At 64.5% G+C, this 24,321-nt stretch carries 20 protein-coding genes, 1 other RNA gene and 3 pseudogenes; 9 read left to right on the top strand and 15 right to left on the bottom strand.

Going from position 1 to position 24,321, the window contains the following annotated elements; genetic code table 11:
• Nucleotides 1-22 precede the first annotated feature (22 nt).
• The 3 genes from LRS09_RS10030 to ssrS all read right to left on the bottom strand — a co-directional run bounded on the left by LRS09_RS10030 (nt 23) and on the right by ssrS (nt 1,681).
• On the bottom strand, nt 23-847 hold the full coding sequence (locus LRS09_RS10030; RefSeq protein ID WP_257805869.1) for a YmdB family metallophosphoesterase: 825 nt from the start codon (nt 845-847) through the stop codon (nt 23-25).
• Between the two features lie 7 nt (nt 848-854).
• Entirely contained in the window at nt 855-1,436 is a 582-nt protein-coding gene (locus tag LRS09_RS10025) for a 5-formyltetrahydrofolate cyclo-ligase (RefSeq protein WP_257805868.1), read from the bottom strand.
• Between the two features lie 88 nt (nt 1,437-1,524).
• Nucleotides 1,525-1,681, bottom strand: a non-coding RNA gene (gene ssrS, locus LRS09_RS10020) — 6S RNA.
• A gap of 292 nt (nt 1,682-1,973) precedes the next feature.
• On the opposite strand from ssrS, the gene LRS09_RS10015 reads away from it, so the two are divergent.
• The 3 genes from LRS09_RS10015 to LRS09_RS10005 all read left to right on the top strand — a co-directional run bounded on the left by LRS09_RS10015 (nt 1,974) and on the right by LRS09_RS10005 (nt 3,530).
• A complete protein-coding gene (locus LRS09_RS10015; RefSeq protein WP_257805866.1) occupies nt 1,974-2,216 on the top strand; it encodes a hypothetical protein in 243 nt (80 codons plus the stop codon).
• 56 nt (nt 2,217-2,272) lie between these two features.
• The gene (locus LRS09_RS10010; RefSeq protein WP_257805865.1) at nt 2,273-2,500 is read left to right on the top strand and encodes a hypothetical protein; all 228 of its coding nucleotides are present in this window, start codon (nt 2,273-2,275) and stop codon (nt 2,498-2,500) included.
• A gap of 190 nt (nt 2,501-2,690) precedes the next feature.
• Nucleotides 2,691-3,530 (top strand): MoxR family ATPase, encoded by an 840-nt coding sequence (locus LRS09_RS10005; protein WP_257805863.1) that lies wholly within the window; start codon nt 2,691-2,693, stop codon nt 3,528-3,530.
• A 9-nt stretch (nt 3,531-3,539) separates the two neighbouring features.
• On the opposite strand, the gene LRS09_RS10000 is transcribed toward LRS09_RS10005, so the two are convergent.
• On the bottom strand, nt 3,540-4,595 hold the full coding sequence (locus LRS09_RS10000; protein WP_257805860.1) for an MBL fold metallo-hydrolase: 1,056 nt from the start codon (nt 4,593-4,595) through the stop codon (nt 3,540-3,542).
• 112 nt (nt 4,596-4,707) lie between these two features.
• Between LRS09_RS10000 and LRS09_RS09995 the strand changes: the two genes are divergently transcribed.
• Genes LRS09_RS09995 through LRS09_RS09985 form a run of 4 tightly spaced genes read left to right on the top strand, consistent with a single transcriptional unit; the run spans nt 4,708 to nt 7,496 of the window.
• On the top strand, nt 4,708-5,151 hold the full coding sequence (locus LRS09_RS09995; protein WP_257805841.1) for a GNAT family N-acetyltransferase: 444 nt from the start codon (nt 4,708-4,710) through the stop codon (nt 5,149-5,151).
• Between the two features lie 57 nt (nt 5,152-5,208).
• Nucleotides 5,209-5,898 carry a hypothetical protein gene (locus LRS09_RS09990; protein ID WP_257805833.1) on the top strand — a complete coding sequence of 230 codons (690 nt, stop codon included), beginning with the start codon at nt 5,209-5,211 and terminating at the stop codon, nt 5,896-5,898.
• Nucleotides 5,895-6,302, top strand: coding sequence for a hypothetical protein (locus tag LRS09_RS30250; protein WP_374684828.1), 408 nt, complete (start codon nt 5,895-5,897; stop codon nt 6,300-6,302). Before LRS09_RS09990 ends, LRS09_RS30250 begins: the two co-directional genes overlap by 4 nt.
• A 3-nt stretch (nt 6,303-6,305) precedes the next feature.
• Nucleotides 6,306-7,496 carry a VWA domain-containing protein gene (locus LRS09_RS09985; RefSeq protein WP_257805831.1) on the top strand — a complete coding sequence of 397 codons (1,191 nt, stop codon included), beginning with the start codon at nt 6,306-6,308 and terminating at the stop codon, nt 7,494-7,496.
• 32 nt (nt 7,497-7,528) lie between these two features.
• Here LRS09_RS09985 and LRS09_RS09980 read toward each other — a convergent pair whose 3' ends face one another.
• Nucleotides 7,529-8,389 (bottom strand): serine hydrolase, encoded by an 861-nt coding sequence (locus tag LRS09_RS09980; protein WP_257805825.1) that lies wholly within the window; start codon nt 8,387-8,389, stop codon nt 7,529-7,531.
• Between the two features lie 315 nt (nt 8,390-8,704).
• On the opposite strand from LRS09_RS09980, the pseudogene msrB reads away from it, so the two are divergent.
• Nucleotides 8,705-9,105 (top strand): annotated as a pseudogene (msrB, locus tag LRS09_RS09975) (peptide-methionine (R)-S-oxide reductase MsrB).
• A gap of 79 nt (nt 9,106-9,184) precedes the next feature.
• Here msrB and LRS09_RS09970 read toward each other — a convergent pair.
• From LRS09_RS09970 to LRS09_RS09945, 6 genes and pseudogenes are all read right to left on the bottom strand, one after another.
• Complete coding sequence (locus LRS09_RS09970) at nt 9,185-9,343, bottom strand: DUF3309 family protein (protein ID WP_085467397.1); 159 nt, start codon at nt 9,341-9,343, stop codon at nt 9,185-9,187.
• A gap of 93 nt (nt 9,344-9,436) precedes the next feature.
• Nucleotides 9,437-12,604 (bottom strand): annotated as a pseudogene (locus tag LRS09_RS09965) (efflux RND transporter permease subunit).
• A 13-nt stretch (nt 12,605-12,617) separates the two neighbouring features.
• Nucleotides 12,618-13,763, bottom strand: a complete 1,146-nt coding sequence (locus tag LRS09_RS09960; protein WP_257805823.1) for an efflux RND transporter periplasmic adaptor subunit — start codon at nt 13,761-13,763, stop codon at nt 12,618-12,620.
• A gap of 309 nt (nt 13,764-14,072) precedes the next feature.
• Nucleotides 14,073-14,657 carry a hypothetical protein gene (locus LRS09_RS09955; RefSeq protein WP_257805821.1) on the bottom strand — a complete coding sequence of 195 codons (585 nt, stop codon included), beginning with the start codon at nt 14,655-14,657 and terminating at the stop codon, nt 14,073-14,075.
• On the bottom strand, nt 14,654-16,933 hold the full coding sequence (locus LRS09_RS09950; protein WP_257805819.1) for a molybdopterin cofactor-binding domain-containing protein: 2,280 nt from the start codon (nt 16,931-16,933) through the stop codon (nt 14,654-14,656). The genes LRS09_RS09955 and LRS09_RS09950 overlap by 4 nt, the downstream gene beginning before the upstream one ends.
• A 2-nt stretch (nt 16,934-16,935) precedes the next feature.
• Entirely contained in the window at nt 16,936-17,397 is a 462-nt protein-coding gene (locus LRS09_RS09945) for a (2Fe-2S)-binding protein (RefSeq protein WP_257805812.1), read from the bottom strand.
• A 106-nt stretch (nt 17,398-17,503) separates the two neighbouring features.
• On the opposite strand from LRS09_RS09945, the gene LRS09_RS09940 reads away from it, so the two are divergent.
• Entirely contained in the window at nt 17,504-18,103 is a 600-nt protein-coding gene (locus LRS09_RS09940) for a TetR/AcrR family transcriptional regulator (RefSeq protein ID WP_257805796.1), read from the top strand.
• 3 nt (nt 18,104-18,106) lie between these two features.
• Here the strand turns inward: LRS09_RS09940 and LRS09_RS09935 are convergent, their stop codons facing one another.
• The 4 genes and pseudogenes from LRS09_RS09935 to LRS09_RS09920 form a co-directional block, all read right to left on the bottom strand.
• On the bottom strand, nt 18,107-19,195 hold the full coding sequence (locus LRS09_RS09935) for a patatin-like phospholipase family protein (protein ID WP_257805795.1): 1,089 nt from the start codon (nt 19,193-19,195) through the stop codon (nt 18,107-18,109).
• Nucleotides 19,195-19,986 carry a 3-hydroxybutyrate dehydrogenase gene (locus LRS09_RS09930; RefSeq protein WP_374684904.1) on the bottom strand — a complete coding sequence of 264 codons (792 nt, stop codon included), beginning with the start codon at nt 19,984-19,986 and terminating at the stop codon, nt 19,195-19,197. The genes LRS09_RS09935 and LRS09_RS09930 overlap by 1 nt, the downstream gene beginning before the upstream one ends.
• Before the next feature lie 66 nt (nt 19,987-20,052).
• Nucleotides 20,053-23,135, bottom strand: a pseudogene (locus tag LRS09_RS09925) (efflux RND transporter permease subunit).
• A complete protein-coding gene (locus tag LRS09_RS09920; RefSeq protein ID WP_257805790.1) occupies nt 23,132-24,319 on the bottom strand; it encodes an efflux RND transporter periplasmic adaptor subunit in 1,188 nt (395 codons plus the stop codon). Before LRS09_RS09920 ends, LRS09_RS09925 begins: the two are co-directional and overlap by 4 nt.
• Between the last annotated feature and the right edge of the window lie 2 nt (nt 24,320-24,321).

Here is a 24,321-nt window from a genome sequence, read left to right as displayed (position 1 = left end):
CTTTCAGTCGCGGTGCGACCGTTCAGGTCCAGAAGGAGGGAAGGGTTTCCTCGAGGCGGGGACCCTGCCGCAGCAGGCCGATCTTTTCGGCCAGGCCGGTGCGGTCGGAAATCTCCACGCCGACGCCGCAGATCGTGGCGGGGCCGGTTGCGGCCTCGAAGCGGCCCTTCGGAACCTTGGACAGGAAACGGTTGAGCGGCTCCTCCTTGTCCATGCCGAGCGAGGAATCGTAATCGCCGCACATGCCGGCATCGGACAGATATGCCGTGCCACCGTTGAGGATCTGGTGGTCGGCGGTGGGGCAGTGCGTGTGGGTGCCGACGACGAGACTGGCGCGGCCGTCGACGAAGTGGGCGAAGCACATCTTCTCCGAGGTCGCCTCGGCGTGGAAGTCGATCACCACCGCGTCCGCCTGCTCGCCAAGCGGACAGGCCGCGAGCTCGCGCTCACCGGCGACGAACGGATCGTCGAGCTCGGGGTGCATGAAGACGCGGCCCATGATGTTGGAGACCATCACGCGGGCCCCGTTCTTTGCGAGGTAGACGCCCGAGCCGCGGCCCGGCGTGCCCTTCGGAAAGTTGGCGGGCCGCAGGAAGCGTTCCTCGCGCGGCGCAAACGCCAGCGCCTCACGCTGGTCCCAGACATGGTTGCCGGTGGTGACGACGTCAGCGCCGGCCTGCAAGGTCTCCTGGAAGATCTCTTCGGTGATGCCGAAGCCGCCGGCGGCGTTCTCGCCATTGACGATGACGAAATCGAGCCCGAAGTCGGAGATGAGACCGGGAAGGCGTTCCCAGACCGCCGTGCGGCCCGTTCTGCCCACCATGTCGCCCAGAAAGAGAAGACGCATCCGGCTTCTATAGAGCCGGCGCGAAGCTGCGCAAGCCGGATTCCGTCAGGAATTCGGGAATGACGATGTCATGAGGTTCGTCCGGGACCTTTTCGACCTCCTGGCAATCGAAGGCAATGCCGACCAGGCGGGGCGGACGAGCACTGGCCTGGAGACGCGCGATCGCGCGGTCGTAATAGCCGGCGCCATAGCCAATGCGGTGGCCGCGCCGGTCGAAGGCGGCGAGCGGGACGAGCATGAGGGTCGGTTGGAGCACTTCGGCCTCGGGGCCCGGGCCGGCGGTGCCGAAGCCCATGTCGATCATCGGCGCGCCGCGCACGAGTTCGCGGAAGACGATCGTATCCTTGTCGAGGATCGCGGGGAGGCAGAGGCGCCCGCCGAGTTCGCGCAGCGCGAACATCAGCGGGCGGACGTCGACCTCGGAGCGCATCGGCCAGAAGCCGGAGACGACCGCGCCCGGCTCGACGCCGATCTCGCCGGCCCTGTCCGCCATGCCGAGGGAGGCCTCGATCCGCCATTCCGGCGACAACGCGTCGCGTCGGGCGAGCGCCTCCTGCCGGAGCTTCTTCTTGATCGCGCGATCGTCCATGACGGTCCCTCCTCGCCCGACAATATCCATCCTCCGGCCGCGGGACAGCCGGCATGCGACTTCATTGTGCGGATTAGCGAAGGGGAAGCGACGATCCACGCAGACCGGTGGAGAGGTTGATCCCGGGTGCCTACAAAGTAGGTGGGCGCCGTATGAAGAGACCCACGGGTCTCCCCAGGGACAGCTCCCTTGGGATCAATAAGGCCCCGGGGAAGTGTTACTCCTGCCGCGAAGCGCAGACCGTCCACGCCAATATAGGCCTTCCGCTTCGCGACCGCCAGACGTTTGCGAAGCCTTGAAACGGCTCACCCTGCGTCAGGGGCGACGGTTGGTGAACGCTCTGTTTTTCAAGGGAAATCCGGTCACGAAATCGCGATCAGACCGTCAACCTTGTTTCCCTTTCTGTTGTTTTGAAAGTCAGCCCGGAACGGCCCATCTGAGCGTCATCGGACGACGCACTTATCGCCGCCTCGATTTCAAGAAAGACGAAGGCCTTGCCGAAATGTCGGGAGGCCTCGAAGCAAAAGGGATAAAACAATGCGTAAGTTCCTCATCGCCTCGGCCGCCGTGCTGAGCCTCTCGGGCATCGCCGCCGCACAGGAAGCTCCTGCCCTCATCTACAGCGACTCCTTCGCGCAGAACGTCCAGAACGCCGGTGTTCCGTCGGCCGACCGCGGCCTGACCGTCACATCGCAGCGCAATGCAAGCGTGCCTGTCCAGAGCGCCGGACAGACCATCAGCGACATCCGCAACAACCCGAACTACCAGGGCGGCCGCTAAGGCCCCCGGCCTGATCCGCAGGCCGATTCAACCAACCACCTGAAAGGTATCCTCCCATGAACAAGTTCCTCCTCGCTTCCGTCGCCGTCCTCGGCCTTTCCGGCGTTGCCGCGGCCCAGGAAGCTCCCGCTCTGATCTACAGCGACGCCTTCGCGCAGAACGTCCAGAATGCCGGCACGGCTCCGGTTGGCGGCGGTCTCTCGGTCTCTTCGCTCCAGAACGCGACTGTTCCGGGCGCCGACGGCTTTCTGATCAACCTGAACCAGAACTATTCGGGCCATTGACGGCCGGGCTTACGCCCGATCGACCACCCGAAAACGCCCGTGTCTCCCGTCGAGGCGCGGGCGTTTCGCATTTTCGGACAGAAGCGCCAAGCCCAGCGGCACTTCTTATCCGCGTTCGAAAGCCGGACGCTTGCCCTCTCTTTCCGCTGTCCCTACTGTCGCGCCGGCTCAATAGACTGGACGGTGACGGATGCGTTTTGAAGGAACGGCGGCCTATGTCGCGGACAAGGATCTCATGGTCGCGGTGAACGCGGCAATCGCGCTGGAGCGGCCGCTGCTCGTGAAGGGTGAGCCGGGCACCGGCAAGACGGAGCTCGCGCGCCAGGTGGCCGCTGCGCTCGGGCTCGACCTGATCGAATGGCACGTCAAGTCGACGACCAAGGCGCAGCAGGGCCTCTATGAATATGACGCGGTGTCGCGCCTGCGCGACAGCCAGCTCGGCGACGAGCGGTTCAACGACATCCGCAACTACATCAAGAAGGGCAAGCTCTGGGAAGCGTTCGCTACCGACCGCAAGGTGGTGCTGCTGATCGACGAGATCGACAAGGCCGATATCGAGTTTCCGAACGACCTCCTGCAGGAACTCGACCGGATGGAGTTTTTCGTCTACGAGACCGGCGAGACGATCCGTGCGGAGAACCGGCCGATCGTCATCATCACCTCGAACAACGAGAAGGAATTGCCGGACGCATTCCTGCGCCGCTGCTTCTTCCACTATATCCGCTTCCCCGAGGTCGACACGCTGCAGAAGATCGTCGACGTGCACTATCCGGGCATCAAACAGAACCTGGTGCGCGCGGCTCTCACCCAGTTCTACGAGGTGCGCGAGATGCCGGGGCTGAAGAAGAAGCCGTCGACCTCGGAGGCGCTCGACTGGATTCGTCTGCTTGTTGCCGACGACGTAGACCCCGAGACGCTGCGCTCCGACCCGAAGAACGCCCTGCCCAAGCTGCACGGCGCGCTGCTCAAGAACGAGCAGGACGTCCACCTGTTCGAGCGGCTGGCCTTCATGGCGCGGCGCAGCGGCTAATCTGCCCGATCAGGCAAGCATGACGCGGAGCCGTTCCGGCTCCGCGCGATCCCAGACGAGTTCGCGCCGCCCAACCATGTAGTTCACATGGGCGTGAGTTTCGCTGAACGCGAAGCTGAGCTGGTGCGGATCGAGCTGACGGGGGAAGAGGACAGGCACAAGGTCCGCCACCGATTTCGCGCCTTCCTCGCAGGCCTTCGCGATACGCTCGCAGCGTTCGGCGTGGTGGGCGGCGAGCTGGCGCGCCCGCTCATGCAAGCCGTAGAACGGCAGCTGATGGCCGGGCAGCACCAGCGCATCGCCGGGAATCGCATTCTCGATGACGCGCAGCGACCTGATGTAGAGCCCGAGAGGATCGCCTTCCGGCTCGACCGCCCAGACGCTGACATTCGGCGTGATCTTCGCCAGAACCTGATCCGATGCCAGGAACACGTTCTCCTCGGCGAGATAGAGCATAAGCTGTTCCGGAGCATGTCCGTCGGCCGAAAGCACCTCGAAACGGCGGCCGCCGATCTCCAGCTCGTCGCCGGCGACGAGCCGGCGGAATGTCGGCGGCAGGGGTGAGACCATGCGCAGGTAGCCGTTGCCGTGCGTGGCGACGAGCTGCGCCGTCTCCAGCGACATGCCGTGCGAACGGTAGAAATCCTGATAGGGCTTCTCGCCCATGGCGTTTGGACTGAGCGAGATGTTGATGCAGCCGAGATAGCCGGTCTGGCTGGTGAGCAGCGGCATTTCGAACCGCTCGCACATCCAGCCCGCCAGTCCGATATGGTCCGGATGGAAATGCGAGACGATCAGCCGGGTCAGCCGGCGCCCTGCGAGCGGGCCGGAGACGATCCGCTCCCAGGCGTCGCGCGTTGCCTGGTTGGAAATTCCCGTATCGAGCACCGCCCAGCCGTCGCCGTCCTCGATCAGGTAGATGTTGACGTGGTCGAGCCGGAACGGCAGCGGAATCCTGAACCAGAGGATGCCGGGAGCCACTTCGACAAAGGCCTCGCCGGCCGGCGGCTCCGCCCAGGGAAAGTGCAGCCCGTCGTCCGTCGCCGCGTCGGTCTTCTTCAGCACTGGACCATCCTTTGCCGTCGCACGTCCCTTGCGGGGTTTTCGCGGTCCGGCTTAGCTGTGCTCCGGGCCGCTGACAACCAGCGAATTGCATTGGCGGACATCAGGAGCAGCCATGCCGAGTGTCGAAATCCGTCCTTTGCGCCAGTCCGACCATGCCGACTGGAAGCGTCTGTGGACCGACTACCTGACCTTCTACAAGACCGTATTGCCGGAAGAGACCTATGTGACGACGTGGAAGCGCCTGTTCGATCCTGGCGAATACGAGCCGAACGGCTTTATCGCGCTGGTCGACGGCCGCGCGGCCGGCCTCGTCCACTACATCCTCCATCGCACCTGCTGGTCGGCGAAGAACAACTGCTACCTGCAGGACCTCTATGCCGACCCGGATGTTCGCGGCACGGGCGTCGGGCGCAGGCTGATCGAGGCGGTCTACGCCGAGGCAGACCGGCAGGGCATCACCAATGTCTACTGGATGACGCACGAGACCAACGCGACGGCCCGGCAGCTCTATGATCGGATCGCGAGAAGGACGGGGTTCATCGAGTATGAGAGGTGATGCCGCCCGTGGATTCCCGTGGTTTGCAAATCGTGGTACTATGATGAAATGAATAGAATGCCGGACGTCAAGGCGGACAAGTTGCTCGGGATTGGGTTGTATACGCCCGCCGAAGCGAGCAGACTTCTGCGCATACCGGGCGGCAAGATCGTCCGTTGGCTAAGCGGTCATCATATCGGTGGTCGGCATTATGAGCCTCTGTGGACACCCCAAGTCGATATCGGTGATGGCAGGACTTACTTGGGGTTTCGCGACCTAATTGAATTGAGAACCGCCCATGCTTTCATGGAGGCGGGTATCAGCGCAGTTATGATCCGTCGCGCCATTGTGGAAGCGCGACGCTACGTGAACGACGAACGACCGCTTTCCACGAGCACCTTTAAGACCGATGGTCGTTCGATATTTTTCGAGATCGCCACGGACGACGGCGACCCGAAACTCATCGATCTCTTCAAACGCCAGTTTGTGTTCAAGCGAATTATCGAAGCAAGCTTGCGCGGTGTCGATTTCGAGAACTCCGTTCCTGCAAGGTGGTGGCCGGTTTCAAGAGACAAGGGAATCGTCATTGATCCTGAGCGTTCCTTTGGCCAACCGATTGAATCTCATACCGGCGTTCCAACGTCGGTGCTTGCCGCGGCCGCAAAAGCGGAAGGAGACGTCGATAGAGCTGCTATGCTTTGGCATGTGTCTCCTACCGCAATTCGTCGTGCCGTCGAGTTTGAAGATTCACTAAAAGCTGCTGCATGAAGGTGCTGTTTGACAATTGCACTTCACCTGTTATGGCCAGCACGCTTGACGGATTCATACGAAGCTCTGGGCACGAAGCCATCCACCTTAGGGAGCTTCCATTGAAGGATCCCAAGGATGTCGAGTGGATCGAATTTCTCGCAGTATCTGGCGACACGTGGCTTGTGATCACCGGGGATCAGCGAATTAGGCGCAATCGAGCGGAAGCACACGCGTTCCGACGAGCAAACTTGCGCGGCATTGTCTTGGCGCCTGCCTATCAGAAGACCGCCATGAGTAGGTGTTGCGCCGTGTTGGTGGATCGTTGGCCAACGTTATACGACACTATTCGCCGGTTCGATCCACCCTTCATGCTAGAAATTGGCATTAACTTCCGGGACAACTTCAAGCAGCTTTCGGTCTAGCCCATGTTCATCCCCTTCTTCCTCGAGCTCAAAGCAGCACGCGTTCCGGTGTCGCTGCGGGAATATCTGACCCTTCTGGAGGGGATGGAAGCCGATCTCGTCACTTACGACGTCGAGGGCTTTTACTATCTGGCGCGGGCTGCACTTGTGAAGGACGAGCGGCACATCGACCGGTTCGACCAGGTGTTCGGGCACGTGTTCAAGGGGCTGGAAGCGCTGTCGGGCGAGGGGGGCATCGACGTTGCCAACCTGCCGGAGGAATGGCTGCGCAAGCTCGCGGAAAAGCACCTGACCGAGGAGGAGAAGAAGCTGGTCGAGGCGCTGGGCGGGTTCGACAAGCTGATGGAAACGCTGAAGAAGCGGCTGGAGGAGCAAAAGGGTCGCCATCAGGGCGGCTCGAAATGGATCGGCACGGCCGGCACGTCGCCCTTCGGCGCCTATGGCTATAACCCGGAAGGCGTGCGGATCGGCCAGCACGAAAGCCGCAACCGTCGCGCGGTCAAGGTTTGGGACAAGCGCGAGTTCAGGAATTTCGACGATACGGTCGAGCTCGGCACGCGCAACATCAAGGTGGCGCTGAAGCGGCTGCGCCGCTGGGTGCGAGAGGGCGCGGATGAGGAACTCGACATTCCGGGCACGATCCACGCTACGGCCGAGCACGGCTATCTCGACGTGCAGACGCGACCCGAGCGGCGTAACGCGGTGAAGCTATTGATGTTCTTCGACGTCGGCGGCTCAATGGACGATCACATCAAGGTGGTCGAGGAGCTGTTCTCGGCGGCACGGACGGAGTTTCGGCAGCTCGAATTCTTCTACTTCCACAACTGCCTTTACGAGGGCGTATGGAAGGACAACCGCCGCCGGCACAACGAGGTGACGCCGACCTACGACGTGCTGCACAAATACGGCCACGACTACAAGGTGATCTTCGTCGGCGACGCCTCGATGAGCCCCTATGAGATCGCCATCGCTGGCGGTTCGGTCGAGCATTGGAATCCGGAGGCCGGTATCGTCTGGCTGAATCGCGTGATCCAGCACTGGCCGAACGCCATCTGGATCAACCCGGTGCAGCAGAAGCACTGGGGCTACACCCATTCGATCCAGATGATCCGCGACATCTTCACGGACCGGATGTATCCGCTGACGCTGCAGGGGCTGGAAAGCGCGACGAAGGAATTGTCGCGGAAGCACTGAGCGGGCGGTGGCCGCTTTTCAGGGGTTGACCTCTATGGGGCCGCGGCGACGATCTTCTTCAGGAGATCGAGGAAGCTGCTGGTTCGGATGCCCTTCGGGTTCTGCCGCAGATCCACGGTCTGGACCACGACCAGTCGCTTCGACGGCAGCAATGCAATGACCTGGCCGCCATAGCCGGCGGCATAGGCGGCATTCTCGCCCCAGACATCGGACGGAAGCGACCACCACATATAGCCGTATCCCTGCCGACCGCGCTTGGTGAAGGAATATGCGGTTGTCGCGTCCCTGACCCAGGCTGCCGGCACGACCTGGCTACCGTCCCACCGCCCGCCGTCAAGGAAAAGCTGGCCGAAGCGAGCCGCATCGCGCGCGCTCAGGCGGAAGGGGTAGGCTGGGTGCTCAGACGCCTTCTCCTTGACATATTCGCCGTCGCGCGCGGAGAAATCCTCCATCTGGAGCGGCAGGGCGATCCGCTTCTCGAAGCTTTCAAAGATGTCTTCGCCGGTTTGCTTCCGGTAGATCGTCCCAAGGGCGTTGAAATCCCAGTTGTTGTAGAACCAGAACGATCCGGGCTCATGGCTGCCCCGCGGAGGCCGTTTGCGCTTGATGTCGGCGGTCTCATAGGCTGCCGGATGGTAGACGCCGGAGCGGGACATCAGCAGATCGCGCACGGTGGCCTGCTTCTCGATCGCGGTGAGGCGCGGCGGTGTGTCGTCGATGTCCAGTTGGGCAAGCGTGCTGCCGAGATCGATGCGCCCTTCGGAGATGGCGATTCCATAGAGCGCGCTCAGCAGGCTCTTGCGAACGGACGCGACATTGACGCGCCTGGAGACGTCACCCCAACTCGCGACCACCTTGCCATCCTGGACGATCAGGAGTGCGGTGGGCTTCAAGGCAAGCGAGGATGCCCTGGCCTCGGCGAGCGCGCTTACGGACCAGCCGGCAGTTTCCGGCTCGACGGTTTTCCACGGATCGGCGCTTGCGCCGTGTGCTGCGAAGCAGACCGCGAGGCAAAGGATAAACCAGAAAATGTCCGCACCGACGATCTCGCGATTTCAGATGGGCCCTGAGTGCCGACTGTCAAAGGCGAATTGATGTCGCCGGCTGCTGTTTTCTGCGCACCGAGTCTTCGGCCAACCGCGACGGCGCATTGCCGGGTGCGCCGCAAATACCCATATTGGCAGCGACAGCGCCCGATGGAGAATCTCATGGACACCCACACCTTCCCCGTCACCCGAACGGATGCCGAGTGGCGTGCGAAGCTGACGCCGGAGCAGTATTACATCATGCGCGAGCATGGTAGGAACGGCCGGGCAGCTGCGCGCTGCTCTACGAAAAGCGGCCGGGCACGTTCAAGTGCGTCGGCTGCGACACGCCGCTGTTCGAATCGACGCTGAAGTTCGAGAGCGGCACTGGCTGGCCGAGCTTCAATGACCCGCTGCCGGGCTCCGTGGAGACGACGACCGACCGCAGCCACGGCATGGTGCGCACCGAGGTGCATTGCGCCACCTGCGGCAGCCATCTCGGCCATGTCTTCCCGGATGGTCCGCCGCCGACCTACCAGCGCTACTGCATCAACGGTGTCGCGCTGGAATTCGAGCCGGCCTGACGTCGAACCCGACGAACCATGAGAAACGCCGCCCGTGGTTTCGGGCGGCGTTTTTCGTTGGATCAGTTTCGATCGCGGATCAGATCCGCCCCATCAGGACCAGTATGATCAGGATCACGAGGATCACGCCGACGATGCCGGAGGGTCCGTAGCCCCAGCCCCGGGAATAGGGCCAGGCGGGAATCGCGCCGAGCAGGATCAGGATCAGGATGATGAGAAGGATTGTGCTGAGAGTCATGTGAGTACCCCCTTCCGAGAAAAATCTCTGAATGGCATCACAATGCACGGGCGCCGAATTTTGTTCCGGCGCCCGTCTTTGGCCCTTCGCCGGCTATTCCGCAGCCTTCGGGTAGGGCATCGACGGCAGGTCGGGGGCGTCGGCCGACACTTCCGGGACCACCGTATCGTCCTTGCGGCGGAACAGCCGCGACAGCCAGCCGCGCTTCCTGCGATGCTTGTCGCGGGTGAAGACCATCAGCATCGACGGGGTGACGATCAGCGTCAGCACGGTCGCGAAGGACAGGCCGAACACGATCGCCGACGACAGGGCCACCCACCACTGGGTCGAGGGTGCGTTGATCGTCGTCTCGTGGTGGAATATCTCCAGGCCGAGGCCGAAGGCGATCGGCAGCACGCCGAGGATGGCGGAGAGCGCCGTCAGCACGACCGGGCGGGCACGCTGGCGGCAGGTCTCGAGCACGGCGTCGAGCTTCTCCCAGCCTTCGTCGCGCAGCCGGTCGTAGGTGTCGATCAGCACGATGTTGTTGTTCACCACGACGCCCGCCAGCGCGATCATGCCAATGCCGGACATGACGATGACGAAGGCCTGGCCGGTCAACAGCATGCCGAGCAGCGCGCCGATGACCGCCATGACCACGCAGGTCAGCACCAGCACCACGCTGGTGAACTTGTTGAACTGCGCGAGCAGCACGATGAAGATCAGGAACAACGCCGCACCGAAGGCATTCATCAGGAACGCCCCGGCCTCCTCACTGTCCTCGTTGGAGCCAGCCAGCTTCCACTCGATTCCCGGTTGCTCCATGCCTGCCACGACCTTCGACACCTCGGCCTGCACCGCAGCGACCTGGAAGCCGGACGCGACGTTGCCCTGTACGGAGATCGTGCGCTTGGCGTCGATGCGGTTGAGAATGCCGACCGTCTGCTCGGGTTTGCGCGAGACGAAGTTCGAGATCGGCACCGAGCCCTGCGCGGTCTCGATGCGGAGCTGGTCGAGCGAAGCGAGCGTGCGACGGTCTTCCGGCAGACGCAGCCGGATGTCGACTGCGTCGTCGGCACCTGCCGGCCGGTAGTCGGTCAGCTTCAGGCCGGTGGTGACGAGCTGCACGACCGTGCCGACGGCAATTGGTGAGATACCGTATTGCGCGGCCTTCGAACGGTCGACCTCCAGCGCCCAGTCAATGCCGGGCGGCGGCAGGCCGTCGGAGATATCGATGACGCCGGGTACCTTGGCGACCTCGGCGGCGACCTTTGCGGCATGCTCGTTCAGCCCTTCCGGGTTGACGGCCGAAAGGCGGACCTGGATGGGCTTGCCGGTTGGCGGGCCGGCGTCCGGCACGCGCACCTCGACGTCGACGCCGGGAATGCCCGCCATCTTCACACGCAACTCGTCCAGGATCTCATGCGCAGACTTACGTTCCCGCCAGTCGACGAACTCGTATGCTGAATCACGCCGACGACATCTTCGGGGATATCCTGCCCGCCGCCGCGCGACTTGCCGGCGCGGGTGTAGACCGATTTGACACCGGGCCAGCCGAGCAGCCGGTTTTCGGCCTCGCGGGTCGCCGCGTCCATCTCGGCAAGTGACAGGTTGCCGCGGGCATGGACGTAGAGCAGGCCGTAATCCGGCTCGACGGTGGGGAAGAACTCCACGCCGTTGCCGAACTTCACGTAGGACCACATGCCGCCGCCGAGCAACGCCACGGTCAGGATCAGCGCGGTGACCGGGTAGTGCACCGCCTTGTTGACGATCGCCATATAGAGGCCGTCGCGACCGTGCCCCTCCGGATGTTCCGGCGCCTTGGCGAAAATCGCGCCCAGCGTCGGAGCGAAAATCAGCGCATAGGCCATGGAAGCGGCGAGCGTGACGATCAGCGTGATCGGCAGGTAACTTCATGAAGTCGCCGATAATACCGGGCCAGAAGAGCAGCGGCGAAAAGGCGGCGATGCGGGTCATGGTAGCGGCGATCACGGGACCGGCCATCCGCTTGGCTGCCTCCTCGAAAGCCAGCTCCTTCGGTGCGCCCTCGGACATGCGCCGCTCGGCATATTCAGTCACGATGATCGCGTCGTCGACCAGCATGCCGACGGCCAGGATCAGCGAGAACAGAACGATCATGTTGATCGTGTAACCCATCAGCGCCAGCGCCAGGATACCCATCAGGAAGGATGACGGGATCGCGAGGCCGATCAGCAGCGAGGCCCGGCCGGAGAGCGCGTAGAGGATGACGATGAAGACCAGGATCACCGCGATCAGCACGTGGTTCTGCAGGTCGTTCAGGAGCTGGTTGACGAAGACCGACTTGTCCTGGGTGTAGGTCACCTCCATGCCAGGAGGCGCGGTCTTGACAAACTCGTCGGCGACGTGCTTCGCGCCCTCGATCGTCTCGACGATATTGGCGCCGATGCGCTTCTTCACCTCGATGGCGATGGCGGGCTTGCCGTCCAGCCGCGTGATTGTCTCGGCGTCCTTGAAGGTGGAACGGACGGTGGCGAGGTCCTGGACGCGCACCACCGCGTTGTTGTTGGCGACGACGGGCAGGCGCGCCACGTCTTCCGGCGTCTCGATCAGCGCGGGCACCTTGATGGCGTATTTGCCCTCGCTGCCCTCCAGCGCGCCGGCGGCGACGAGGCTGTTCGACGCGCCGACACCCTGGATGAGCTGGTCGAGTCTCAAGCCGTAGGACGAAAGCTTGACCGGATCGATGATCGCCTCGACCAGTTCCTCGCGGGAACCCTGGATAGTGCCCTCGAGGACGCCCGGAACCTCCTCGATCTTGTCGCGCAGCGACTTGGCCGCAACCGTCAGCACGCGCTCGGGCACGTCGCCCGACAGTGTCACGACGAGCACGGGGAATTCGGAGACGTTGACCTCGTTGACGGTCGGCTCCTCGGCGCCATCAGGAATATCCTGCTTGGCGTCCTGGACCTTGTTGCGCACATCGATCAGCGCGTCCGACAGGTCGGTCGAGGGGTCGAATTCGACCAGCACATAGCCGCCGCCCTGGTAGGCGGCGGAGCGCATCTCCTTCAGGCCCTTCAGGCTCTTCAGCTGCGTCTCGACCGGGCGCAGCAGCAGGCGCTCGGAATCCTCCGGCGAAATGCCCTGATAGGCGAGGCTCACATAGATGATTGGAATGGCGACGTCGGGCTCGGCCTCCTTCGGCACCGCACGATAGGCGAGAGCGCCCGCGATGACGAGGAAGACGAGGACCGAAAGCGTCAGCCGCGCGTTGCGGATGGCAAGCTTGACGATATCCATGACCGGGCGCCGCTCAATTGGTGCCGGCGACTTCGCCGACCAGCTTCTTGATGAGCTGCTCGTCGGCAGTGACCGGATTGACGATATCGCCCTCGGTGACCAGATCCTGGCCGGCCACGACGATGCGCGCATCCTTCGGAACGCCGCCGAGAACCAGACCGTTGGTAAGGTCGTCCATGAGGTCGATCGGGTAGAAGACGATCTTGCCGTCCTTGTCGACCGCGCGGATGCCGAGATCGCCATTGGCGCTGAGCGTCACCACCGAGCGCGGCAGGATCACCGCATCGGCGGGCGACGCGCGCACGGTGATCTCGGCCGTCATGCCGGCGGGAATGCGCTCGTCCGCATTGGGAATCGCCACCTCGACCCGGAAAGTGCGCGTCGCCGCGGCCGCCTCGCGGCTGATGTAGCGCACGGTGCCGGTGACGCGTTCGCCGTTGACCAACAAGGCGTCGGCCTTGTCGTTGGCCTTGATGTAGGTCAAGTCGCGCTCGCTGATCTCGCCCTTCACCACGACGGGATCGAGGCTGAGCAGCGTGGCGATCTGGGCGCCCTGCGCGACGGCGCTGCCGAGCTCGACGTCGACGCTGTCGACGATGCCGGCGAACGGGGCGACGATGGTGAGGCGGTCGAGATCGGCCTGTGCAGCCCTGAGCTGCGATTCCGCCTGGGCGAGAGCCGATACGGCCGTGTCGAGGCTGAGCTTGGCGAGTGTCCCGGTCTTGGCCAGCCGCTGCGCGGCCTCCAGCTCGGCCTGCCGCTGCTTGACCAGCTGCTTTGCGGTCTCGACCATCGCCGGCTTGTCCTCGGCGTTCAGCACCAGGATGGTCTGTCCGGCGGCGACCTTGTCGCCCTGCTTGACGGTGAGCTGCTCGATGATGCCGGCCGCGCGCGTGGCGAGCACAGCGCGTTTGTCGGCCTGGGTCTGGCCGGAAAGGTGAATCGCGCGCTCATGCTGGATGTGGGGCGGGGTAACAACCGCGACGGTGCGCGGGGCCTTAGGCGCAGCCTCCACAGCCGCCGGCTTTGCTTCGCCCTGCGCGGCCCCCGTTTCCGTCGATGCGGAACCGACCGACGAGAACCTTCCGGTTCCCATCCAGGCGGCAAATCCGATGAGCACAGCAACAGCCGCGACTTTGTGGAACCTGAACTTCGCCATATCGAAAAATCCCCATGTCGGGCGAAAGACGCGTTACGCGTCGCGGCCGCTCCGTGCATTCAGGTGGGGCCGCATCGGCCATCTTGCAATCCTGAACGCATCCGGACCGGAGCGGGCGGTTTCTTACTCCAAGTTTGCAGCGCAATATAGTCATAAAGATACATTCGTCCGTTGCTCCTGACACTTTGCTGTCATGAGTCGGGCCGGTATCCGGAAGGCCATACTAGTGCCTGCGTGTTTCGAAAAGTCCTGCGAATTGTAAAGAAATGTAAAGAAGCCGACCGTGGCCGGCTCCTTCGGCGGCGGCCTTCATGGACACGGCGCCCCAGCGGCCGCCCATGCCGAGAGCGCCTCGAACGTGGCCTGCGCGGAGCCCGGCGCTGGCTCGCGGCCGGGTCCGGGGTTCCAGCCCCAGGCGACGAGGCCGTCGTCGCGAACATGCACCGCGACCTCGTCGAGCGTGCGGCCGCCATTGCGCGCAGGATCCTTGATCTGGGCGCAGACCTCAGCCGAGGATTTGCCGAACCAGACCATTTCCGGCGGGGCGAGATGCCAGCCTTCGGCGCCGGGCGGCCCGTGCAGCACGCTGGAATTGCTTGCAAAATGGCAGGTCGTGCAGCGCAGGCCGGGATTGCCGAAACCGGAGCCGTCGGCTCCGCGCTGCACGTTGAACGCGTGAACCCGCGTCGCGCCGTAGTGCGGGCTCGACCAGCGGGGACGATCGTCCTCGACATGACAGTTGGCGCAGCGCGGATGCGAGAAGACCTCATAGACCTTGGCCCAGGAGGCGAGGCCGGCGGCGGAATCGGTCGCGGGCGACGTCTCCTGGGCGAAGGCGGTGGCGGCGGCCGCGGCGATGGCGGCGGCCGTCAGCAATGTGCGCACGAACTTCATGCGAACGCGACCTCCTTCGACAGCGGCAGCGAGCGGAAGCGCTGGCCCTTGAGGGCGAAGAGCGCGTTGGCGAGGGCGGGTGCGGCCGGCGGCACGCCGACTTCGCCGGCGCCGCCCATGCGGTGGAAATTCTCGAGGATCGCTACCTCGAATTCGGGCGCCTGGAAGATGCGCATGGCGTCGAAATCGTGGAAGTTCGACTGGACGACCCGGCCGTCCTCGAAGGTAATCGCCTGGCCCATCGCTGCCGACAGGCCGTAGACCGCGCCGGACGTCATCTGCGTCTCGATGATGCCTGGGTCGAGAGCCGTGCCGACTTCAACGGCGATCCACATCTTCTCGAGCTTGATACCCGAAGGGGTATCGGCGATCTGAATCACCTGTCCGCACCAGCTGCCGAAGGAGAGCGTAAAGGCGAAACCCTTTGCCTTGCCTTCCGGCAGGGCCTCTCCCCAGCCGGACATTTCCGCGACCTTATTCACGACCGCGAGCGCGGCCGGATGGTTCGCCATCAGCTTGCGCCGCATCTCGACCGGATCGATGCCTCCCGCCTGAGCGATCTCGTCCATGAAGCATTCGTGGAAGAAGCCGTTCACGGAATTGCCGACCGAGCGCCAGAAGGTGACGGGGATCGGCAGATCCGGCACCTGGATCTCGGAAACGCGGTAGTTGGGAATGGTGTAGGGCTGGTTGCGCGATCCGTCGGTGATCGAGGGATCGGAGCCGCCGGCAGGCAGGGACGTGAAGGTCCGGCTCATCAGCGAGGCCATCATGTTCTGCGCCGCCACCCGCATGTCGACGGCGACCGGCAGGCCATCATTGCCGATGCGGGCCCGGAACTTCCCAACCGATGCCGGCCGGAACGGCCCGCGCCGCATGTCCTCCTCGCGGGTCCATGTCACCTGCACCGGACGCCCATTCGTCTCCTTGGCGAGGATGGTGGCGTAGAGCGCATAGTCGAGCTCGCCACGGCGGCCGAAGGCGCCGCCCATGGAGGTGGTGTGCACCATGGTCTTATCGCCCGGCACGCCGGCGATGTCGGAGCAGAACCAGCGCACCAGCACCGGCATCTGGTTGGGCGCCCAGACGTCGAGGACGCCGTCTTTCAGCCGCGCCGTGCAGTTCATCGGCTCCATCGGAGCATGCGACAGGTAGGGAACGCTGTATTCCGCCTCGATGACGCGATCCTGCGGCGCGTCGGCGAAGGCGACGTCAACATCGCCATCGTCCCGCATCGGGCTCGCCTCGCCGGTTTTGGCGGCGTCCGCGATCCGGGTCATGATCTCGTCGTTGGAAAGCGGATAATCCGGCTTACCCCACTCGACATCGATCGCCTCGGCAGCCTTGAACGCGGCCCAGGTGTTCTCCGCGATGACGCCGAAGCCGCTTCCATAGCTGGAGTCGATCGGCACGATCTTGACGACGCCGGGCATCTTCGCAGCCGCCGAGGTGTCCGCACGGACGGGTTTCACGCCGAAGACCGGGCTCATCCGAACGGTTCCGAACAGCATGTCGGGCTGCCGGACGTCGATGCCGAAGATCGGCGCGCCGGTAACCTTTGCCAGCATGTCGACGCGTTTCTGCGGTTTGCCGAGCAGTTTCCAGTCCGCCTTCTCTTTCAGCGCGACGGTCGAGGGCGGCGACAGTTTCGAGGCGTCGAGCGCAACCTCGCCATAGGTGACGCTGCGGTTGGACGCCTTGTGGACGATCGTGCCGTTGTCGGTCGCGAGGTCGCGCGCAGGCACGCCCAACCGGGCGGCGGCCGCCTCGATCAACATGATGCGCGCCGCCGCGCCGGCCTGGCGCATCCGGTCAAAGCCGTCGCGCGCCGCGGTCGAGCCGCCGGTGGCCTGCAGGCCCAGCATCTTGCCCGCCGCGCCCATCAGCCCGCGCACCGTCTCGGCCGTGAAGCTGTCGTCCCAGAAGTTGAAGCCGGCGCCCTCTTCGAGCATCGCGGCATTGTAGTAGGCATAGGACGGCGGTCCGTGCTCGACCTTGAGGCGGTCGAGCGTCACGTCGAGTTCCTCGGCGACGAAGGCGGCGAGCGTGGTCGAAATGCCCTGACCCATCTCGGCGCGCGGCGCGATCACCGTGATCGTATTGTCGGAGCCGATCTTGAGATAGGGATTGAAGGTGACCTCACCCTCGGCCAGTTCGCCTTCGAGAGGATTCGGATAGGGCCTGCGGTAATAGTAGTAGCCGACGGCCACGCCGCCCGCGACGGCGGCCATGCCGAACAGGAAGGTGCGCCGTGCGATCTTGCCGATGCTTGCCATGGTCAGGCCCTCGCCAGCTTGAGGTTCGCCGCTTTCTTGATGGCGGCGCGGATGCGCGGATAGGTGCCGCAACGGCAGAGATTGCCGCCCATGGCATTGTCGATGTCCTCGTCGGTCGGGCTCTCGATCTCTTCCAGCAGCGCGTAGGCGCTCATGATCTGGCCGGCCTGGCAGTAGCCGCATTGCGCGACCTGCTCTTCCAGCCAGGCCTGCTGGACCGGGTGCAGCTTGCCGTCGACGACGAGACCCTCGATGGTGGTCACGCTGCCGCTGACATCGCCGACCGGAATGGAGCAGGACCGCACGGGCTGGCCGTCGATGACCACCGTGCAGGCGCCGCAGGCGGCGACGCCGCAGCCGAATTTCGGCCCTGTCTTGCCGGCGAGGTCGCGCAAGGCCCACAGAAGCGGCATATCGGGCTCCGCGTCGACCTCGATCTCTTGTCCATCGACCGTCAGACGCATAAGCACCTCCTTGGGCTGGGTTGCGAGCATTACGCTTTTGCCTTGCCGAGACAACTTGACAAATTTCGTCATTATGTCAAGAGATATGTGGCGGACGGAAACTCCCTTGAACGATAGCAGTGCCAGCCCAGACGATCTGAAGCGCCAGCGCATCCTGGAGCGCGCGGCGAAAGTTTTCCTCGCCTATGGCATTCAGCGCACGACAATGGACGACATCGCCAAGGCCGCGGAGATGTCGCGGCCGGCGCTGTACCTGCTGTTCCGCAACAAGATCGACATCTACCAGGCCATCGCGCTCAGCTATTTCGATGCGTCCGTGGCGGGCGCACGACAGGTTCTGGCCGGAGACGGCCCGATCGACGAGCGGCTGAACCTTCTGCTCGAGAGATCGATTTTCGCGATGATGGAGGAGTTCATGCGGTCGCCGCACGGCCCCGAGATCCTCGACATGAAGAACCAACTGGCCGCCGAGGTGCTCGCGGGCTGGAAGAGCACAATGGCCAGCCTCGTCGCCGAGGCGCTCGATCGCGCAGCCCGCGACAGCGGCGTCGACCTGGCCGCCCGCGGCTATTCGGCGGAAACGCTCGCAAGCCTGTTCTGGGATGCGATCGAAGGCATGAAGGCGCGCCTGCAGAACCTCGACGAATTGCGCGTGGCGGCGCGCAGCCTCGTGTCAATGACAGCTCGCGCGGTCACGCCGACCTGAAGGTCAGGCGGCGGGCTTCCTGCGGGTCGCCAGAAATTCACGCGTGCGCGCGCCGAGGCCGCGCGATCTGAGTTGCGGCGTTCCCGAAATCTCTCCCGACACGTCGAGCGTGGCATGCTCGCCGACGGCATCGTAGTTCGCCGCGAGCCAGTCCTCGGCGGCGCTGCGCCCGAGATCGCGCAGATACTCCAGGAAGGCCCATTCCGCGTTGATCTTCGAGGAGGCGGACAGGTCCTTGAATGCCTCGTCGGCGTCGATGCGATGCATGCGGATGGCGCGGTACTCGTCGCGCGAAACGCGCCCTTCCTCGATCAGCCTGTTGACGAAGGCGATCGCGCGCATTTCGTGCAGCAGGCCGGAATTGAAGGTGATCTCGTCGACGCGGTTCTGGATTTCCTGCGCCGTCTTCGGCGCGCCTTCCCGGATCACCGGATTGATCTGCACCAGAAGCACGTCCTCGACATGGTTGGTGTAGAAGAAGGGGAAGATCGCCGGATTGCCGCCGTAGCCGCCGTCCCAGTAGGGCTCGCCGTCGATCTCGACGGCGCGAAAGACCTGCGGCAGGCAGGCGGACGCCATCACGGCGTCGGCGCTCAGCTCATCGCCGGAGAAGACACGCAGGCGGCCGGTCTGCACGTTGGTGGCCGAGACGAAGACGCTGATGCCCTTGCAGCTGCGGACATTGCGGAAGTCGATCTCTTCCTCGACCACCTCCCGGAGCGGGTTCACGTTCAGGGGATTGGCCATATAAGGCGAGAAGATGCGCGACATGGCGTCGTAGAACATGTAGCCGGGCGAATTCTCGACCGACCAGTTGCCCCAGAAAATGTCCCAGGGCAGCCGCTGCACGGGAGAGAAGCGGCCCTTGCGCGCGACGCTCTTCCAGAAGGATGAGAGACGCTCGCGCGCGCCCTCGCGTCCGCCGCGCATCCAGCCGTCGGCGAGCGCCGCGGCGTTCATCGCGCCGGCACTGGTGCCGGAGACGGCCGCGAAGTCGAGCCGGCCGTCTTCGAGCAGGCGGTCCAGCACGCCCCAGGTGAACGCGCCGTGCGAGCCGCCGCCCTGCAGCGCCAGGTTGACCGGCTTGCGCATCACTGCGCCGTCCAGCCGCCGTCGACCGAGATGGTCGTGCCGGTGACGGAGGCAGCACCCTCCGACGCGAGGTAGAGCGTCGCGGCGGCGATCTCGCCGACCGTGGCGAACTTCTTGCTTGGCTGCTTTTCCAGGATGACGTCGCGGATGACGGTCTCGCGGTCGAGACCGAGTTCCTTCGCCCGGTCATCGATCTGCTTCTCGACCAGCGGCGTCAGCACGAAGCCGGGGCAGACGGCGTTGCAAGTGATGTTGGAGCGGGCATTCTCCAGCGCCACCGTCTTGGTGAGGCCGACGACGCCGTGCTTGGCGGCGACATAGGCCGACTTGTTCGGCGAGGCACGCAGACCGTGGGCGGAGGCGATGTTGACGATGCGGCCCCAGTCCCTGACCTTCATGCCGGGCAGGGCGGCGGCGGTGGTGTGGAAGGCGGAGGAGAGGTTGATCGCGATGATGCGGTTCCACTGCTCGACCGGGAACTCCTCGACTGGCGCGACATACTGGATGCCGGCATTGTTGACGAGGATGTCGACGGAGCCAAACTCCTTCTCGGTCCAGGCGACGAGGGCGCGGCACTCGTCCGCTTTCGACATGTCGGCCTGGCGGTAGACGACCTTCGCACCCGTGCCGTCGGCGATGGCTTTCGCCACCGCATGGTCGGCCTCGGTGTCGGAAAAGGAATTGACGACGACTGTGTGGCCGAGGTCAGCAAGCGCCTCGGCGATGGCGAGACCGATCCCGGACGTCGATCCGGTGACGATAGCTACCCTTGGCATGGCATTCTCCTCAATGGACTTGTGCGGCGCAGCAGAGATAGTGCGTCGCACCAGGGAAGCCAATGCCGTGGTTCTACGGTGTTATTCCGCTGGCATGGCCAGCGTCTCAGCCGACGGTTCCTCTGCGTCCTGTGGCGCGTCCTTGGCCGCAATGAAGGTGTAGAACATCGGCACCACGAACAGCGTGAAGGCGGTGCCGACGAGGATGCCGGTGAAGATCACCATTCCCATCGCCGAACGCGCCGCCGCACCTGCACCGGAGGCGATGATCAGCGGCACGACGCCGAGGGACATCGCCGCCGTGGTCATCAGGATCGGCCGCAGGCGGGTCTTGGCCGAGGCGATGATCGCGTCACGCCGGCCAAGTCCGTTCATGTGCCGCTGCTGGTTGGCGAACTCGACCAGCAGGATGCCGTGCTTTGTGATCAGGCCGACCAGCGTGATGAGACCCACCTGCGTGTAGATGTTCAACGTTCCGAGCCCCAGGTTGAGCGGCAGGATGGCGCCGAAGATCGACAGCGGGACCGACATCATGATGATCAACGGGTCGCGGAAACTCTCGAACTGCGCCGCGAGCACCAGGTAAATGACGACGACGGCCAGCGCGAAGGCGATGGCGATCGTGTTGCCCTGCTGGCTCTCGAGGCGCGACTGGCCGGAATAGTCGATGAAGAAGCCGTCCGGCAGCAGCGGCCGGGCGATGTTCTCGATCGCCGCGAGGCCGTCGCCGGTCGACACGCCTGGCAGCGGCAGCGCCGAGATCGTCGCGGCGTTGAGCTGGTTGAACTGCTCGATCGAGGCCGGCGAGACGTTGGTCGAGACCGAGACAACCGCCGACAGCGGCACCATGTCGCCCGAGACCGAGCGGATGAAGAACTGGCCGAGCTTCTCCGGATTGTCGCGATATTCCTGCGGCACCTGCATGATGATGTCGTAGCTGTTCGAATCGCGGTCGAACTGCGCCACCGCGCCGCCGCCGACGAGCAGGCCGAGCGTCGTGCCGATCTCGCGGATCGGCAGGTTGAGCGCCGCCGCGCGATCGCGGTCGATGGTGACCGTCACCTGCGGCGCGTCGAAGGCAAGCGAGTTCTGAACGACGATGAAGCGGCCGGACTTCTGCGCTTCCAGCCGGATCTGCTCGGCCACCTCGTAGACGCGGCTCGGCTCGCCCGTGGAGCGGATGACGACCGAGATCGGCAGGCCGCCGCCCGCGCCGGGCAGCGAGGGGGGCGCGAAGACCAGCGCCTGCACGCCCGCCACCTTGGCGAGCTGCGCCTGGATGTCGGCCTGGATCTCCTTTTGCGAGCGGGTACGCGCTCGGACCAGTCCTTCAGCGCCCAGACCGAGAAGCCGGAGCTGGTATCGCCGCCGAGGCCGACGATGGAGAAGTTGGCCTTGACCTCCGGGATGTCCTTGGTCAGCTCGCGGATCTGGTCGACATAGAGCTGGGTGTAGTCCGTCGTCGCGTAGCGCGGGGCGGTGATGAGCGCGAACAGCGCGCCGGAATCCTCTTCCGGCGCCAGTTCGCTGGAGGTCTTGACGAACATGAAGGCCGTCGCGCCGACCAGTGCGATGACGACCAGAAGCGTCACGGGCCGGTATTTCAGCGAGCCTGTGACGAGACGCTCATAACCATTGGCGAAGCGGTCGAAGAAGTGATCGACGGCCCTCTGGAAGCGGCTGTGGTTGCCGGACTTCAGGATGCGGGCTGACATCATCGGCGTGATCGTCAAGGCGACCAGGCCGGAGATGACCACGGCGCCAGCGAGCGTGAAGGCGAACTCGCGGAAGAGCGAGCCGGTCAGGCCGCCGGTGAACATCAGCGGCGCGAAGACGGCGGCGAGCGTGATGGTCATGGCGACGACCGACGTCGTGATCTCGGCCATGCCCTTGAAGGCCGCCTGCATCGGCGTCATGCCGTCCTCTATGTGGCGGTGGATGTTCTCCAGCACCACGATCGCGTCGTCGACGACGAGGCCGATCGCCAGCACCATTGCAAGCAGCGACAGAAGGTTGATCGAGTATCCGGCCACGAACAGGAAGAAGCAGACGCCCACCAGCGACAGTGGGATCGTCACCACCGGCATCAGCACGGAGCGGAACGAACCGAGGAAGAGCAGGATGACGACGACGACGATGAGCACCGCCTCGCCGATGGTCTTGAATACTTCCTCGATCGAGGCGCTGATGGTCTCCGTTGCATCGTAGACCAGGCTGATCGACATGCCGTCCGGCAGCGAGTTCTGGATCGCCGGCAGCTGCCCTACGACCCCCGCCGACGTGTCGAGCGGGTTGGCGGACGGGGTCGGGAAGATGCCGATGAAGGTGCCTTCCTTGCCGTTGAAGTTGACGCGCGTGTCCTCGCTCGCGGCGGCGAGTTCTACCTTCGCCACCTCGTTCAGGCGCACGACGCCGTCGGCATCCGACTTGAGCGGCAGCTGGCCGAACGCATCGGCGCTCTGCAGGGTCGATTGGACCGTGATCGAGTTGGAGACGAACTTGTTCTGCGTCTTGCCGGGCGCGGAGAGGAAGTTCGACGAGTTGATCGCCGAGAGCACCTCCGCCGCGGTGACGCCGCGCGAGGCGAGCCGGATCGGGTCGATCCAGACCCGCATCGAGTATTCCTTGGCGCCAAGCACCTGCACCTCGGCGACGCCCTCGATGGTCGACATGCGCGGGCGGATGACGCGCTCGATATATTCGGTGAGCTGCTCGCCGGTCATGTTCGGGTTCTGCATCGCCAGATACATGATCGCGAACTGCTGTCCGGTGCCCTTGACGATGACCGGGTCCTCGGCATCGGACGGCAACTGGCCGCGCACCTGGTTGACCTTGGCGATGACCTCGGTGAGCGCGGCGTCGGGATTGGCGCCGAGACGCATCTGCACGGTCACGACCGAGGCCGACGGGCGACTCTGCGAGGTGACGTAGTCGATGTTCTCCGTAGTCGACACCGCAGCCGAGATCGGCGCGGTGATGAAGCCCTGGATCAGGTCCGCGCTGGCGCCGGGATAGGTGGTGGTGACGGTGATGACCGTCTCCTCGACCTCCGGATATTCGCGGATCTGCAGGTTGAAGATGCCCTGCGCGCCGAGCAGCAGGATCAGGAAGGCGAGCACCGTCGACAGGACGGGCCGCTTGATGAAGATGTCGGAGAAGCTCATTTCGCGTCTGCCTGTGCGTCGCCCGAGGGCTGCGGCTGGACGGTGTTGTCGACCACGACCGGTCCGCCGTTCGAAAGGCGGTTCTGGCCGGCCGTGACGATCTCGTCGCCGTCCTTCAGGCCTTCCAGGATTTCGACGCGGCCGTCGGAGCGGCGGCCGAGCTTGACGAATATCTGCTGGGCGACGAGGCCGGGCGCGGCCTGTGCCGGGGCCGCCGTCGTGGCTGCGGGCTTGGCTTCCCCTTCCGTCGCAGGCGCCGCGGCCGACTTGGCTTCGGCCGGGCGGACGGCGTAGACGAAGTCGCCGTAGAGGCTGCTCACCACGGCCGTTTGCGGCACCGCGATGACGTTGTCCTCCTCGGGCAGCTCGACGCGCACCTGCACGAACTGGCCGGGCGCGAGCTTGCCTTCGGGATTGGCGATCTCGGCGCGGATCAGGACCAGGCGGGTGGACGGGTCGACCTTCGGCTCGATGCCGACGATCGCGCCGCGGAAGGGCATGTCCGCGTCGTTGACGCCGAAGCGGACCGGCTGGCCGATCCGGACCAGGTTCAGGCTCTGCTCGGGAACGGAGAAGTCGGCGCGCAGCACGTCGAGGTTCTGAAGGGTGGCGACCGTGGTGCCGGGAGTGAGGTACTGGCCGAGGTCTATCCTCGGAATGCCCATCGTGCCGGCAAAGGGCGCGGTAAGCTGCTTCTGCTCCAGCACCGCCTCCAGCTTGGTGACCTGGGCGGCGGACGCGGTCGCGGCGGCCTGCGCCTGCTCCACGGTGGTCTCGGAGCCGACGCCGCGCTTCTGCAACTCGATCGCGCGGTCGAGGTTCTGCTTGTCGAGCGCCGCCTGGGCGCGCTGGGCGGACAGGTCCGCCTGCTGCTGCAAGTCGTCAAGTTGCACCAGGAGCGCACCCTCCTCGACGCGTTGGTTCGAGGCAAACTTGATGTCCTTGACGATGCCGCTGGTCTCGACGGTGAGATCCACGCCGCGCGAGGCACTCACCGTGCCGATCGCCTGGATGCCAGGGGTCCATTTCACGGGCTCGATCTTCACGGTGGAGACAGGCGACGGCACGACGGGCATGTTGGCGAAGAACTGCTGGATGGCGTTGTCGCGGAACATGTTGAAACCGACGATCCCGCCGACCACCAGCACGAGCAGCACGATGGCGATGATGAGACGCTTGATCACGA

The sequence above is a fragment of the Mesorhizobium sp. J428 genome (assembly GCF_024699925.1).
Lineage (GTDB): Bacteria > Pseudomonadota > Alphaproteobacteria > Rhizobiales > Rhizobiaceae > Mesorhizobium_A.
This window is presented reverse-complemented; position numbering and strand designations above follow the sequence as displayed.